This is a genomic window from Rhizobium sp. HT1-10, from assembly GCF_049472505.1.
GTDB lineage: Bacteria > Pseudomonadota > Alphaproteobacteria > Rhizobiales > Rhizobiaceae > Rhizobium.
In genome coordinates, this window is sequence record NZ_JBCEBQ010000004.1 from 152,274 (window position 1) to 166,372 (window position 14,099).

At 60.0% G+C, this 14,099-nt stretch carries 12 protein-coding genes; 8 read left to right on the plus strand and 4 right to left on the minus strand.

Features of this window, described 5'->3' with window-relative positions:
• Positions 1-45: 45 nt before the first annotated feature.
• Positions 46-1,071: a glucokinase gene (locus VH564_RS12335; RefSeq protein WP_423340131.1), complete on the minus strand. Its 1,026-nt coding sequence runs from the start codon at positions 1,069-1,071 to the stop codon at positions 46-48.
• Positions 1,072-1,110: 39 nt separating this feature from the next.
• The gene (locus tag VH564_RS12340; RefSeq protein WP_423340132.1) at positions 1,111-1,485 is read right to left on the minus strand and encodes a methylglyoxal synthase; all 375 of its coding nucleotides are present in this window, start codon (positions 1,483-1,485) and stop codon (positions 1,111-1,113) included.
• Between the two features lie 333 nt (positions 1,486-1,818).
• Here VH564_RS12340 and VH564_RS12345 point away from each other — a divergent pair, with 333 nt between their 5' ends.
• The 6 genes from VH564_RS12345 to pncB all read left to right on the plus strand — a co-directional run bounded on the left by VH564_RS12345 (position 1,819) and on the right by pncB (position 9,589).
• Positions 1,819-3,657 (plus strand): extracellular solute-binding protein, encoded by a 1,839-nt coding sequence (locus VH564_RS12345; RefSeq protein ID WP_423340133.1) that lies wholly within the window; start codon positions 1,819-1,821, stop codon positions 3,655-3,657.
• Between the two features lie 180 nt (positions 3,658-3,837).
• Positions 3,838-4,929 carry a microcin C ABC transporter permease YejB gene (locus VH564_RS12350; protein WP_423340134.1) on the plus strand — a complete coding sequence of 364 codons (1,092 nt, stop codon included), beginning with the start codon at positions 3,838-3,840 and terminating at the stop codon, positions 4,927-4,929.
• 1 nt (position 4,930) lies between these two features.
• Positions 4,931-6,079 (plus strand): ABC transporter permease, encoded by a 1,149-nt coding sequence (locus tag VH564_RS12355; protein ID WP_423340135.1) that lies wholly within the window; start codon positions 4,931-4,933, stop codon positions 6,077-6,079.
• Positions 6,076-7,710, plus strand: coding sequence for an ABC transporter ATP-binding protein (locus tag VH564_RS12360; protein WP_423340136.1), 1,635 nt, complete (start codon positions 6,076-6,078; stop codon positions 7,708-7,710). Before VH564_RS12355 ends, VH564_RS12360 begins: the two co-directional genes overlap by 4 nt.
• A gap of 97 nt (positions 7,711-7,807) precedes the next feature.
• A complete protein-coding gene (locus VH564_RS12365) occupies positions 7,808-8,101 on the plus strand; it encodes a hypothetical protein (RefSeq protein ID WP_423340137.1) in 294 nt (97 codons plus the stop codon).
• Between the two features lie 183 nt (positions 8,102-8,284).
• A complete protein-coding gene (pncB, locus tag VH564_RS12370) occupies positions 8,285-9,589 on the plus strand; it encodes a nicotinate phosphoribosyltransferase (RefSeq protein WP_423340138.1) in 1,305 nt (434 codons plus the stop codon).
• Between the two features lie 3 nt (positions 9,590-9,592).
• On the opposite strand, the gene VH564_RS12375 is transcribed toward pncB, so the two are convergent.
• Positions 9,593-10,360: an SDR family NAD(P)-dependent oxidoreductase gene (locus tag VH564_RS12375; protein WP_423340139.1), complete on the minus strand. Its 768-nt coding sequence runs from the start codon at positions 10,358-10,360 to the stop codon at positions 9,593-9,595.
• 200 nt (positions 10,361-10,560) lie between these two features.
• On the opposite strand from VH564_RS12375, the gene VH564_RS12380 reads away from it, so the two are divergent.
• The gene (locus VH564_RS12380; protein WP_423340140.1) at positions 10,561-11,589 is read left to right on the plus strand and encodes an aldo/keto reductase; all 1,029 of its coding nucleotides are present in this window, start codon (positions 10,561-10,563) and stop codon (positions 11,587-11,589) included.
• Between the two features lie 355 nt (positions 11,590-11,944).
• Here VH564_RS12380 and VH564_RS12385 read toward each other — a convergent pair whose 3' ends face one another.
• Positions 11,945-12,121, minus strand: a complete 177-nt coding sequence (locus tag VH564_RS12385) for a hypothetical protein (protein WP_423340141.1) — start codon at positions 12,119-12,121, stop codon at positions 11,945-11,947.
• Positions 12,122-12,316: 195 nt separating this feature from the next.
• On the opposite strand from VH564_RS12385, the gene treZ reads away from it, so the two are divergent.
• Positions 12,317-14,098 (plus strand): malto-oligosyltrehalose trehalohydrolase, encoded by a 1,782-nt coding sequence (treZ, locus tag VH564_RS12390; protein ID WP_423340142.1) that lies wholly within the window; start codon positions 12,317-12,319, stop codon positions 14,096-14,098.
• Position 14,099: the final 1 nt, after the last annotated feature.

Sequence of the window (14,099 nt, forward strand, 5' to 3'; positions counted from 1 at the left end):
CTTGCGCGGTTCTATAAAGCGTTCGTCAGGCTTTGGCTAGCGCGCTCAGCGGCGCCAGCGGCGGCCTTCCGTTGCCAGGCCGAATTTCTGCGGCATGCGGGCGTAGGCCGAAAGTCCTTCCAGCGCTGCCAGCGGATGGGTCACGACATAGGTCGGGATCGACCGCATCATGGCGCTATGCGGCGCCTTGTCCTCGAAGGCGGCCCGGAATTCGGGCTTCTTCAGGGCCGGGATAATCTTTTGCGAAATGCCGCCGGAAAGATAAACGCCGCCACGCGCCATGAACAGCAAGGCGATGTCGCCAGCCAGTCGGCCGAGATAGGTGACGAAAAGCGTCAGCGTCTCCTCAGCGATAGGGTCGGTTGCGGCAAGGCCATGATTGGTGATGTCGGCCGGCTCCTTCAGTGTCGGCTCTACCCCCTCCACCTGGCAAAGTGCCTGATAGAGATTCTGAAGGCCGCGCCCGCAGATGATCTGCTCCGCTGAAATGCGGCCTTCGATGGCCTCCAGATGCGGCCATATCTGCAGGTCGCGCTTGCTGCGCGGACCGATGTCGATATGCCCGCCCTCGCCGGGCGCCGGGATCCAGGAATGCTGGGCGTGAATAAGGCCGGCGACGCCGAGCCCGGTGCCGGGCCCGAGCACGGCGCGCGATGCAAGCAGCCCGTCCTGGGCAGAACCGATAAGTTCGCGACCGTCGCCGGAGAGGTTGGCGATCGCCAGCGCCTGGGCTTCGAAATCGTTGATGATCAGAACGTCTTCCATGCCGAGATCGGTGATCATCGTGTTCGGACGCACCACCCAGTCCGAATTCGTCAGCGGGATCTCGTCCCCATTGATCGGGCCGGCGACGGCCAGGATCGCCGAACGTGGCTTTATCGCCGTCTTGGACAGGACCCCTTCGCGGATCGCATCGTCGATGGTCGCATAGTCGGCGGCATGCATGCTCGGAAAGGGTTTGGGCGCGGCATGAGCGTCCGACTGAATGGAGAAGCGAGCATTGGTGCCACCGATATCGCCCATAAGGACGGGAAAGGGCAGGGGAGCGTCGCTATTGTTGAGCTTAGGCATGGGGCCTTATCCGTGGTCGGTCGCCAACAGGCGGATGGGTCAAAGGGTGGCGATCAGTCGTTCGGCCGTGGCTTCGTTCAACGCCATCGGAATGTCATAGACGATGGCAAGCCGCATCAGGGCCTTCACATCGACATCATGCGGCATCGGCGTCAACGGGTCGACGAAGAAAATCAGGGCATCGACCTCGCCGGTGGCAATCATCGCGCCGATCTGCTGGTCACCGCCGAGCGGACCGCTTTTCAGGCGGACGACGTCCAGGTCGGGACAGGCCGCCAGCACGCGGGCGCCGGTCGTACCGGTGGCGAAAATCTGCCATTTCGCCAGCATGAATTCCGAGCGCTTGGCGAAATCCGCCATGGCGTTCTTCTTCTCGTCATGCGCGATCAGTGCGATGCGCTTAACTTCTGCCACGGCATCCCTCCCGCCCCGGTTCAATCGATTTGCAGCCTTCCTATACGAAGCTGAAGCCCATGGAAAGTCGCTCTAACGCACGTCCCATGAGACCTTATCGACGGTTCGTCGGTCGGCGGCAAGCGGCTATTTGCATCGGCACCGCGGCTGGATGTGTTGGCAACTGGCATGATCTCTGGCGGCATGCCCGCCGACGCTTCCGGTCTTTTGGTCGGCGTCCACTCCCAGTTTTGCCTGAGCCTCCCAGCGACCGACAACCGAAATTCGACCGCCCCTATATTTCGCCCTGTTTTGGCTTATCCTTGCGACAGGTGAAATCATCGAGGTATCTGAATGGCGTTGTCGTGGTCGAAGTCGGGTCTGGTCGTTTGTCTGATGGCGCTGTTGGCGTTGCCGCCCATCTCCAGGGCTGATGAAGCGCAATTTCGCATCGGAACCGCCATTCTCGGCGACCTCAAATACACGCCGGGCTTCAAGCATTTCGACTACGTCAATCCCGATGCTCCCAAAGGCGGAGACCTGAAGCTTTCGGCAGACGGCACCTTCGATACGTTCAACCCGCTGCTGAAAAAGGGGGAGACAGCCGAAGGCCTCTCGCTCGTCTTCGATACGCTTTTGAAGTCTTCCGATGATGAGACCGGCTCCGCCTATGGCCTGCTGGCCGAAGGGGTGGCCTACCCCGACGATATTTCCAGCGCCACGTTCAGGCTCCGCGCCGAAGCCAAATGGGCGGATGGGACGCCGGTCACGCCAGAGGACGTCGTCTTCAGCTTCGACAAGGCGAAGGAGCTGGATCCAATGCACAAGAGCTACTACGCCCACGTCACCAAGGTGGAAAAGACCGGTGACCGCGACGTCACCTTTTTCTTCGACGAAAAGGGCAATCGCGAGCTCCCGTGGATGCTGGGTCAGTTTTTGATCGTGCCAAAACATTGGTGGGAGGCCAATGGGTCGGACGGCAAGCCGCGTGACATTTCGCGCACGACGCTTGAGCCAGTGATGGGGTCCGGGCCTTACAAGATCGCTGCTTTCGCACCGGGCGCAACGATTCGCTATGAACTGCGCGACGATTATTGGGGCAAGTCTCTCCCGGTCAACGTCGGTGAAAACAATTTCGGAGCGATTGCCTACACCTATTACGGCGATAGCCAGGTCAAGTTTGAGGCGTTTCGTGCAGGAGGCACCGATTTTCGCCAGGAACAGTCGGCCAGCAAATGGGCCACCGCCTACGACTTTCCGGCGATAAAGGATGGACGCATAATACGAGAACAGGTGGCAAACCCGCTGCGCAGCCGGGGCATCATGCAGGCATTCGTTCCGAATCTGCGGCGTGACCAGTTCAAGAATGAGAAGGTCCGCGAGGCCTTGAACTATGCTTTCGATTTCGAGGATCTCAACCGCAGTCTCGCGTATAACGCGTTCCAGCGGATCGACAGTTATTTCTGGGGCACCGAACTTGCTTCATCCGGCCTGCCGAAAGGGCGAGAACTCGAAATCCTGAACGATGTGAGAGACAAGGTTCCGCCGGAGGTCTTCACCACGCCCTATACCAATCCTGTTGGCGGCGACCCGCAGAAAATGCGAGACAATTTCCGCCGGGCCATCGCACTCTTCAAGGAAGCGGGATGGGAGCTCAAGGGCAACAATATGGTCAATGTCGCAACCGGAAAGCCTTTGAGTTTTGAAATTTTGCTTCAAAATCAGTCTTACGAGCGTACTGTCCAGCCATTCGCCAACAATCTCAAAAAGATCGGCATCAATGCGCGACTTCGAACGGTCGATACTGCGCAATATACAAGCCGTATTCGTAGCTTCGACTACGATATGATTTACGGGATCTGGTCCCAGAGCATCAATCCCGGCAACGAACAAAATATCTTTTGGGGTTCCAAGGCAGCCGACGTGCAGGGAACGCAAAACTACGCAGGCATTGCGGATCCGGGAGTGGATGCACTGATTGCAAAGGTTGTTCAAGCGAACAGTCGCGAGGAAAAAAATGCAACGGCCCGGGCGCTCGATCGCGTGCTGTTGGCCCATCACTACGTGGTTCCGCTATTTTATTCCTCGACAGTGCAAATCGCCTATTCCAACAGAATCGCACATCCGGACAACTATCCTGAATACTCACTTGGCTTTCCGGAGGTCTGGTGGTCGAAATCAGCGGCAAAATGAGCAGCCTTGCAATGGCAGAGCCGCTGGGGTCCAAATGACCTAGGGCGAATCAGCAGGCCATACCGCCTGCAAATGACGGATTTCGGCCGGCTGACGCCGGTCGCCAGGGGAAGAAGATTTGATCGAGATGAGAGCGCAGCCTGGCCGAAACGCCGCCGCAATAACCGGGATCGCGGGCTGATGGGCGCCTATATTCTCCGCCGACTGCTGCTGATGATCCCGACGGTCATCGGCATCATGGCCATCTCCTTCACCGTGGTCCAATTTGCGCCCGGTGGCCCGGTCGAGCAGGTCATCGCCCAACTGACGGGCCAGAGCGACAGCGCATCCGACAGATTATCCGGCGGTGGCGATCAACTCGGCCAGCAATCCTTCGATGACAGCAGTTCCAACTATCGCGGCGCCCAGGGGCTCGATCCCGATCTCGTCGCCAAGCTGGAAAAGCAGTTCGGCTTCGACAAGCCGCCGCTCACCCGCTTCCTCGACATGATGTGGAATTACATCCGCTTCGATTTCGGCGAAAGCTTCTTCCGCAATACCTCGGTCATCGATCTCATCCTCGACAAGATGCCTGTGTCGATCTCGCTGGGCATCTGGATCCTGCTGTTTTCCTACACGATCTCCATTCCGCTGGGCATTCGTAAGGCCGTCAAGGACGGCTCGACCTTCGACGTCTGGACCTCGGGCATCATTATCGTCGGCTATGCTGTCCCGAGCTTCCTGTTCGGCATCCTGCTGATCGTCGTCTTCGCCGGTGGATCGTTCTTCGACTGGTTTCCGCTGCGCGGCCTCGTCTCCGACAATTTTGCCGATCTTGCCTGGTGGCAGAAGCCGCTCGACTATTTCTGGCATCTGCTGCTGCCATTGATCTCGCTGTCTCTTGCCGCCTTCGCCACGACGACGCTGCTCACCAAGAATTCCTTCATCGAGGAGATCAAGAAGCAATATGTAACGACGGCGCGCGCCAAGGGCCTGACGGAGCATCGCGTGCTCTACGGTCACGTCTTCCGCAACGCCATGCTAATCGTCATCGCAGGCTTTCCGGGGGCCTTCATTTCGGCCTTTTTCACAGGCTCGCTGCTCATCGAGAATATTTTCTCGCTGGATGGCCTCGGCCGCCTCGGCTACCTTTCGGTCGTCAACCGCGACTATCCGATCGTTTTCGCAACGCTCTATATTTTTTCGCTGATGGGCCTGTTCGTCGGCCTGATTTCCGATCTTCTCTACACCTGGATCGATCCGCGCATCGACTTCGACCGGAGGGATGTCTGAGATGGACACGCCGATCGCCCTATCCGCCGTGCCCCCGATCAAGCCGCCACGCAAGGGCCTGCTGTCGCCGCCGAACCTGCGGCGCTGGGAAAACTTCAAGGCCAACCGCCGCGGCTTCTGGTCTTTCTGGCTGTTCATGTTGCTGTTCATACTCAGCATCGGCGCAGAATTCATTGCCAACGATCGGCCGATCCTCGCATCCTACAAGGGCGAGATCCTCTTTCCGGTTTTCGTCAACTATCCTGAGGACAAGTTCGGAGGGTTTCTCGCCCAGACCGATTATCGCTCCTCCTTCATAACGGACGAGATCAATGCCCATGGTTGGATGCTCTGGCCGCCGATCCGCTATTCCTATCAGACCGTCAATTCGAACATTCCGCGCTCGGCACCGACGCCGCCCTTCTGGCTGATGAGCAAGGACGAGCGCTGCGCGGCCTATCCGCAGAAGGCGGCCGATCCCGAATGCCGGCTCGGCAATCTCAACTGGCTCGGCACCGACGACCAGGCCCGCGACGTCATGGCCCGGATGATCTACGGGTTTCGCATCTCCGTGCTGTTCGGGCTAGCGCTGACTATCTGCTCGGCCATTGTCGGCGTCACGGCCGGCGCGGTCCAGGGCTATTTCGGCGGCTGGACGGATCTGCTGCTGCAGCGTTTCATCGAGATCTGGTCGTCGATGCCGGTATTGTACATCCTGCTGATCATCGCGGCCATCCTGCCGCCCGGCTTCTTCGTGCTGCTCGGCATCATGCTGCTGTTTTCCTGGGTCGGCTTCGTCGGCATCGTCAGGGCGGAATTCCTGCGCGCCCGCAATTTCGAATATGTCCGCGCCGCCCGCGCGCTCGGCGTCAACAATCGCACCATCATGGTCCGTCATCTGCTGCCGAACGCGATGGTCGCAACCCTGACCTTCCTGCCGTTCATCCTCTCCGGCTCGATCACCACCCTGACCTCGCTCGACTTTCTCGGTTTCGGCATGCCGCCCGGCTCGCCGTCGCTGGGAGAGATGATCTCCCAGGGCAAATCCAATCTCCAGGCCCCATGGCTCGGGCTCACGGCCTTCTTCACCATGTCGATCATGCTGTCGCTGCTGATTTTCGTCGGCGAGGCGGTGCGCGATGCGTTCGATCCAAGGAAGACGTTCAGATGACGACTATGGAACCGCTCCTCTCCGTCCGCAATCTCTCCGTCGCCTTCCATCAGGGTGGTCGTACGACGACGGCGGTGGATGGCATCTCCTTCGATATCCACAAGGGCGAGGTGCTCGCGCTGGTCGGCGAATCCGGTTCGGGCAAGTCGGTATCGGCAAATTCCATCCTGCGGCTTCTGCCCTATCCCGCTGCCAGTCACCCATCAGGCGAAATCCTGTTCAAGGGTCTGGATCTGTTGAAGGCGACGGATCAGCAACTGCGCGCGGTGCGCGGCAACGACATTACCATGATATTCCAGGAGCCGATGACCTCGCTCAATCCGCTGCACTCGATCGAGAAGCAGATCGGCGAGATCCTGGGGCTGCATCAGGGGCTGACCGGGCAGGCGGCGCGAGCCCGCATTCTCGAACTGCTCGAGCAGGTCGGCATCCGCGACGCCGAGAAGCGCCTCAAGGCTTATCCGCACGAACTGTCAGGCGGTCAGCGACAGCGGGTGATGATCGCCATGGCGCTTGCCAATCGTCCGGAACTATTGATCGCCGACGAACCCACCACGGCGCTCGACGTCACCGTCCAGGCACAGATCCTCCAACTCTTGCGCGATCTGAAAGGGCAGCACGGCATGTCCATGCTGTTCATCACCCACGATCTCGGCATCGTTCGAAAATTCGCCGATCGCGTCTGCGTGATGACCAAGGGCCAGATCGTTGAAACCGGGCCGGTGGAGGAGGTCTTTACCCATCCGCAGCACGAATACACCCGCCATCTGCTGGCAGCCGAACCGCGCGGCGAGCCGCCTCTGGCAGACGCCAGCAAGCCGGTGGTGATGCAGGGGTCGGACATCCGCGTCTGGTTCCCGATCAAGTCCGGGCTGATGCGCAAGGTCGTCGACCACGTCAAGGCGGTGGATGGCATCGACCTGACATTGCGGGCAGGGCAGACGCTCGGCGTTGTCGGCGAGTCCGGCTCCGGCAAGACGACGCTCGGGCTGGCGCTGGCGCGGCTGATTTCCTCGAAAGGCCGCATCAGCTTCGTCGGACGTGACATCGAAGCCTATTCCTTTACCGAGATGCGGCCGCTTCGCAACCAGTTGCAGGTCGTATTTCAGGATCCCTATGGCTCGCTCAGCCCCCGCATGTCGGTCGGCGATATCGTGGCCGAGGGCCTGAAGGTGCATGAGCATGGGTTGACTGCCGGCGAGCGGGACCAGCGCGTCTGCTGGGCGCTGGAGGAAGTGGGGCTCGATCCACTGACCCGCTGGCGTTTCCCCCATGAGTTTTCGGGCGGCCAGCGGCAGCGCATCGCCATCGCCAGGGCCATGGTGCTGAAGCCGCGGTTCGTCATGCTCGACGAGCCGACATCGGCGCTTGACATGAGTGTGCAGGCGCAGGTGGTCGATCTGCTGCGCGATCTGCAGCGCAAGCACGATCTCGCTTATCTATTCATCAGCCACGACCTAAGGGTCGTCAAGGCTTTGGCCAATGACTTGATCGTCATGCGGTTCGGCAAGGTGGTCGAGCAGGGGACGGCTGCGGATGTATTTCGCGATCCGCAACACGACTATACCCGCGCCCTTCTCGCCGCCGCGTTCGACATCGAAGCGGTGCCGACCGCCGCCATCGCTCACTAGCAGCTGAATTCGCTTCGGGAACCTTCCTTAGGCGCGGTCGTTTATGACGATGCGCACCGAACAGCCACCGTGGCACCGCGTATGGGAGGAGACCGCAATGACAAAACCGATGGAAACCGAGGCCCGTTTCGAGCAATCCGACGGTAAGCTCCATGTCGAATCGCAACTCCCGGAAACCAAGGCCAAGCAAGGGCGCAGTGGTCGCCGGGTGCTGACAGTGCTCGTCGCGGCCCTCGTTCTGGCGTTTATCGTCTGGATCCCGGTCGAAATATGGGGCGACAAGAAGGGCGAGCAAATGCAGCCATCGGCTCCGGCCGATACGCAGGTGCCGACGGCTCCCCCGAGCTCAGCCCCGCAAACACCCGCTGAAGCCGACGCGCAGCAGCGCTGAAGTTGACTAAAGAACGGGCAGCCCTGCGCGTTTGGCGAGCGGCAGAGCATATATTTGCGCCGATTTCTTCTGCGTGACTGGACTCTTCCCCAACATTTTTTGATAAGAATATCGCGATCTCGGCTGCTTCGTTCGGTGGGGTAAGTCTGGACGCACAAGACGCAGCGACACGGGACGACCAGCATGACCAAGACGGATATCGCCAACCGCGTCTACAATCACGCTTGGAAGCTCGATCCGATCATCCGCAGCCTGATCGACACCGATTTCTACAAATTGTTGATGCTGCAGATGATCTGGAAGCTTTACCCGGACGTCAACGCCACGTTCTCGCTCATCAACCGCACCAAGACCGTCCGTCTTGCCGACGAGATCGACGAGGGTGCGCTGCGCGAGCAGCTCGATCATGCCCGGACCCTGCGGCTCTCCAAGAAGGAGCTGATCTGGCTCGCCGGTAACTCCTTCTATGGCCGGGCGCAGATCTTTGAGCCTGAATTCCTTGCCTGGCTGTCGAATTTCCAGCTGCCGGACTACGAGCTTACGAAGAAGGATGGCCAGTACGTTCTCAATTTTCACGGTTCGTGGAAAGACACGACGATGTGGGAAATTCCGGCGCTCGCCATCATCAACGAGTTGCGCTCCCGTGCAGCGATGAAGGCGCTTGGACCATTTACGCTTGACGTGCTCTACGCGCGGGCCAAAGCCAAGATGTGGGGCAAGGTCGAGCGTCTGCGCGAGCTTCCCAATCTCCGTATTTCGGATTTCGGCACCCGTCGCCGCCACAGCTTCCTGTGGCAGCGCTGGTGCGTGGAGGCGCTCAAGGAAGGTGTTGGGCAGGCGTTCACCGGCACCAGCAATGTCCTGCTGGCCATGGATTCGGATCTCGAAGCAGTCGGGACGAATGCGCACGAACTGCCGATGGTAGCGGCGGCGCTGGCGAATACCGATGCGGAACTGGCCAATGCGCCTTACAAGGTTCTGCGCGACTGGAACCGGCTCTATGGTGGCAACCTGCTGATTGTGCTTCCCGATGCATTCGGCACCGCGTCCTTCCTGCGCAACGCACCGGAATGGGTGGCCGACTGGACCGGCTTTCGTCCCGACAGCGCGCCGCCCATCGAGGGCGGCGAAAAGATCATCGCCTGGTGGGAGAAGATGGGCCGCGATCCGCGCCAAAAACTGCTGATCTTTTCCGATGGCATGGATGTCGATGCGATCATCGATACCTATCGTCATTTCGACGGCCGGGCGCGGATGGGCTTTGGCTGGGGTACCAACCTAACCAACGACTTCGCCGGCTGTGCGCCGACCGAGATCAGTGGCCTGAAGCCGATTTCGATCGTCTGCAAGGTGATCGAGGCCAATGGACGCCCCGCCGTCAAGCTGTCCGACAATCCGCAGAAGGCGACAGGAGAGCCGGCCGAGGTCGAGCGCTACCTGAGGTTCTTCGGTACCGAGGAACGGGTCGAGCAACCCGTCCTCGTCTGATCATCACATCGCGGTAAAGCCGTTGTCGACAAATAGATGCGCGCCGTTGACGAAATGCGAATCGTCGCTCGCCAGATAAAGTGCTGCCCGTGCCACGTCTTCCGGCTCGCCGATCCGGCCCTGCTGGGCCGCAATCGCTGCATCCGAGACGTCGACCCCCAGCGCCTGAAGCTCCGACACCTCTTTCAGCCCATGCGGCGTGCGGATGAAGCCGGGGCACACGGCATTGCAGCGGATGTTGCGGTCTCGGAATTCCACGGCGATCGCCCGCGCAAACATGTGCACGGCCCCTTTCGTGGTATCGTAGAGAACCTCCATCGGCGTGGCCGCGACCGCTGAGATGGACGATGTGCAGACGATAGACCCGCCCCCGGCCGCAAGCATCTGCGGCAGCACGGCGCGGGTCATCAGAAACATCGAACGGACATTCACCGCATGCAGCCACTCCCAGTCCTCGAGCGTTGTCTCCAGGAACGGCTTGATAACGATCGTGCCTGCGTGGTTGAACAGCACGGTGGTCGGGCCGAATGTCTTCTCCACGGCGGCGACGGCGGCGTTGACCTCGGCCTCCTCAGAAACATCGGCGACCCAGTGCTCCGCAACCCCACCCCGGCGGCGTATTTCACTGACGGTTTCGGCCGCCGCTGCGCCATTTCGGTCGATGATAGCAACCTTTGCCCCCTCCGCTGCGAAGAGCAGAGATGAGGCGCCGCCCATACCAGTGGCACCGCCAGAAATAATCGCAACTTTGCCCTTGAGCCTATCCACCACGTCGCTTTCTCCACGCTGCTGCTTCTTGTCGCCACACGATAGTGATTTGATGGACCTTGGCAACTTTGGATGCCACGCTAGGTCAACTGTTCGACGCTGGCCAGAGATGGCGCAAGCCCCCGTGTCTTCCGTCGCCGGCGGAGGCCGGGTTTAGGTTCGACACGCAGGCGCAACCTTGACTGTTCAATGGAGATCATCAAATGGAATATCGTTATCTCGGTGGCTCAGGTCTCCGCGTTCCGGTCCTCAGCTTCGGCACCGGTACATTCGGTGGCAAGGGAGATTTTTTCGGCGCCTGGGGCACGACGGATGTCCAGGAGGCCAGCCGCCTGATCGACATCTGCCTTGATGCCGGCCTCAATTTCTTCGATAGTGCCGATATCTATTCCGGCGGCGTTGCCGAGGAGGTGCTCGGGGAGGCGATCAAGGGGCGCCGCGATGCGCTGATGATCTCGACAAAGGCAACCTTCAGGTCGGGCGACGGACCGAACGATGTCGGCTCTTCACGCTTCCATCTGATCCGTGCGGTCGACCAGGCTCTGAAGCGCCTGAAGACGGATTACATCGACCTTTTCCAGCTGCATGGGTTCGATGCAATGACGCCCATCGAGGAAACCCTGTCGACGCTCGATGACCTCGTGCGTGCCGGTAAGATCCGCTATGTCGGCTGTTCTAATTTCTCCGGTTGGCACTTGATGAAGTCGCTGGCCATTGCCGAACGCCACAACCTGCCGCGCTATGTCGCCAACCAAACCTATTACTCGCTGATCGGCAGGGACTATGAATGGGAACTGATGCCCCTCGGCGTCGATCAGAAGGTCGGCGCTGTCATCTGGAGCCCGCTCGGCTGGGGCCGTTTGACGGGCAAGATTCGGCGCGGCCAGCCTCTGCCGGCGGTCAGCCGGCTGCACAAGACCGGAGAGCAGGGGCCGCAGGTGGACAACGAGTATCTCTACACGGTGGTCGAGGCGCTCGATGACGTTGCCAGGGAAACCGGCAAGACAATCCCTCAGGTGGCGCTCAACTGGCTGCTGCAGCGCCCGACCGTGTCGAGCATCATCGTCGGTGCCCGAGACGAGACTCAGCTTCGCGATAATCTCGGGGCTATCGGTTGGAACCTGACGGCTGAACAGGTGGCGCGTCTGGATGCAGCGAGCGATCGCCCGAAGGCCTATCCATACTGGCATCAGGTCGGCTTCGGCGAGCGGAACCCGTTTCCAGCGGGCTGAATCGAGGGATTTCGGGAGGATGGTTTCCCAGGGCTGCCGTCAGCCATTCGCCCCGCGCATAACGCATAGCTGCCCTGCGAATTTTTGCCTGGGTTTTGAGCAGAAATTCGCTATATCTATCTTCATCGAAGCGATGCACCTCCTCCCGCAAAGCTTCGAGGTTTACGAAGGATCCACTCCTCCTCCCAGGATCTTTCGTAGGATCGGCAACACTCCTCCTCCCTGTTGCTGATCGGTTCTTTTCGAAAAGCCTGCCGCACCTCCTCCCGCGGCAGGCTTTTTCGTTTTGGATTGGCTGAAAACGGAAAGAAACCGACGCGAAGGGCGCGCCGATCTTTCTCTCCTCGCACCTAAATTACGCGACCTTCAGTGGCGGCATTGACACTGAGGATGTGTCGAGCGGCTTGACGTCGTTGTGCGTATCGCCTGGGTGGATGAAGACGATATATCCGCCAGCAAGGATGCAGGCGAGGGCGATGAGCGCCAGGATGAAATACTTGAATCGACCGCGAGCCGTTGTGCCACGAGCCATGATGCGCTCCTATGTAGTTGATCCGTCTAAACAGTTTCACGCCAAAACGGTTCCGGACAAAGTTGTCGCTGGTTTGCACCTTGCGACAGTCACGCGATATATGCCCTGTCGTTCACGGGTCAACAGCGGAACATTTCCGTTTGCAGTCGGTTACGCGGTTGATGATTTTCAACCTATCGCAAGAAAGTGTAACCCGTGAGCCTTGCCCATTTCGGCCCTGTCTTCACTGCCAGCGGCATACTTTTCCGTCTTTGGGCTCCACGCCAGCGCGTTGTCTCGCTGAAGATTGACGGCGGACAGCCGATTTCCATGGCGGCAGGCGTCGATGGCTGGTTCAGCGCCAACGTCGACGGTGCCGGTGCGGGAACCGCGTACAAGTTCGTTCTCGAGGACGGGATGGAGGTGCCGGACCCGGCATCTCGCTTTCAGCCGGCTGGCCCGCATGGCGATAGCGAAGTGATCGACCCCGAAACCTATCAATGGCAGGCCAGGGAATGGTCCGGCCGGCGCTGGGAAGAGGCCGTCGTTTATGAGCTGCACGTCGGCACCTTCACACCTGAAGGCACGTTCCGTGCTCTCATCGATCGGCTGGACCACTTGGTAGCCCTTGGCGTCACGGTGCTGCAACTGATGCCGGTCAACGATTTTCCCGGCGAACGTGGCTGGGGCTACGACGGCGTGCTGCCCTATGCGCCCCATACCAGCTATGGCCGCCCGGAGGATCTGAAGGCTTTGGTGGACGCTGCCCACCAGCGCGGCCTCTGTATTTTCCTTGACGTGATCTACAATCACTTCGGTCCCGATGGAAATTATCTGCCGCTCTATGCGCCGCTGTTTACCGACAAGCACAAGTCCCCCTGGGGACAGGGGATCAACTACGACGGCGAAGACTCGCAGTTCGTCCGCGAATTCGTCATCCAGAACGCCCTGCATTGGCTCCAGGAGTATCGGGTCGACGGACTGCGTTTCGACGCGGTGCATGCCATCGTCGATGACAGCCGCGAGCATCTATTGAAGGAAATGGCCCGCCGTATTCGCAGCGAGATTTCGGGGCGCCATATCCATCTCATCGTCGAGAACGAGGAAAACAACAGCGCGCTGCTGTTTCGAAACAACTACGGCAAGCCCGAGCTCTACACCGCCCAATGGAACGACGACATGCATCACGTCCTGCATGTCGCGGCAACGAGCGAGGATTTTGGCTATTACGCGGATTTTGCCGATGACACTGCCAAGATCGGTCGTGGCTTGGCCGAGGGCTTCGTCTACCAGGGCGAGCACATGCCCTATCGCGGCGCCGAGCGCGGCCAGCCGAGCGGCGGGTTGCCGCCGACAGCCTTCATTGCCTTCATCCAGAACCACGACCAGATCGGTAACCGCGCTTTCGGCGACCGCCTGAACGAGACAGCGTCTGCCGAGGCCATCCGCGCGATGGCAGCGATCTACCTTCTCTCGCCGCAGATCCCGATGCTGTTCATGGGCGAGGAATGGGATGCGAGGCAGCCTTTCCCTTACTTTTGTGACTTCAACGAAGAACTGAACGCCATCGTCCGGAAAGGTCGACGGGAGGAACTTTCGCGGCTACCGGGCTTTGGCGATGGCGACAGTGCTGCCAATGCGCCGGACCCAACCAAACGGGAGACGTTTCTTTCCGCCAAGCTGGATTGGCAGGACGCGACCTCGGGAGAGGGCGCGGAACGCCTGGCTTACTACCGCAATCTGCTGGCGATCAGGCACAAGGAGATCATTCCGCGCCTCGAAAATATCGGCGGGAATAGCGGCGCCTATCGTGTGGAAGGAAAGTCGATCGACGTGCGGTGGGCGCTTGGCGATGGAACGTCGCTGAGGCTGCTGGCCAATGTCGGCGCCGACGATATTCAGGGCGCCGCAGCGCCGGAAGGTCGCATCATCTGGTCCGAAGGTGGCTTGACCGACGGGAAGCTCTCACCTTGGTCGGTGATCTGGTCGATTGCCTGAA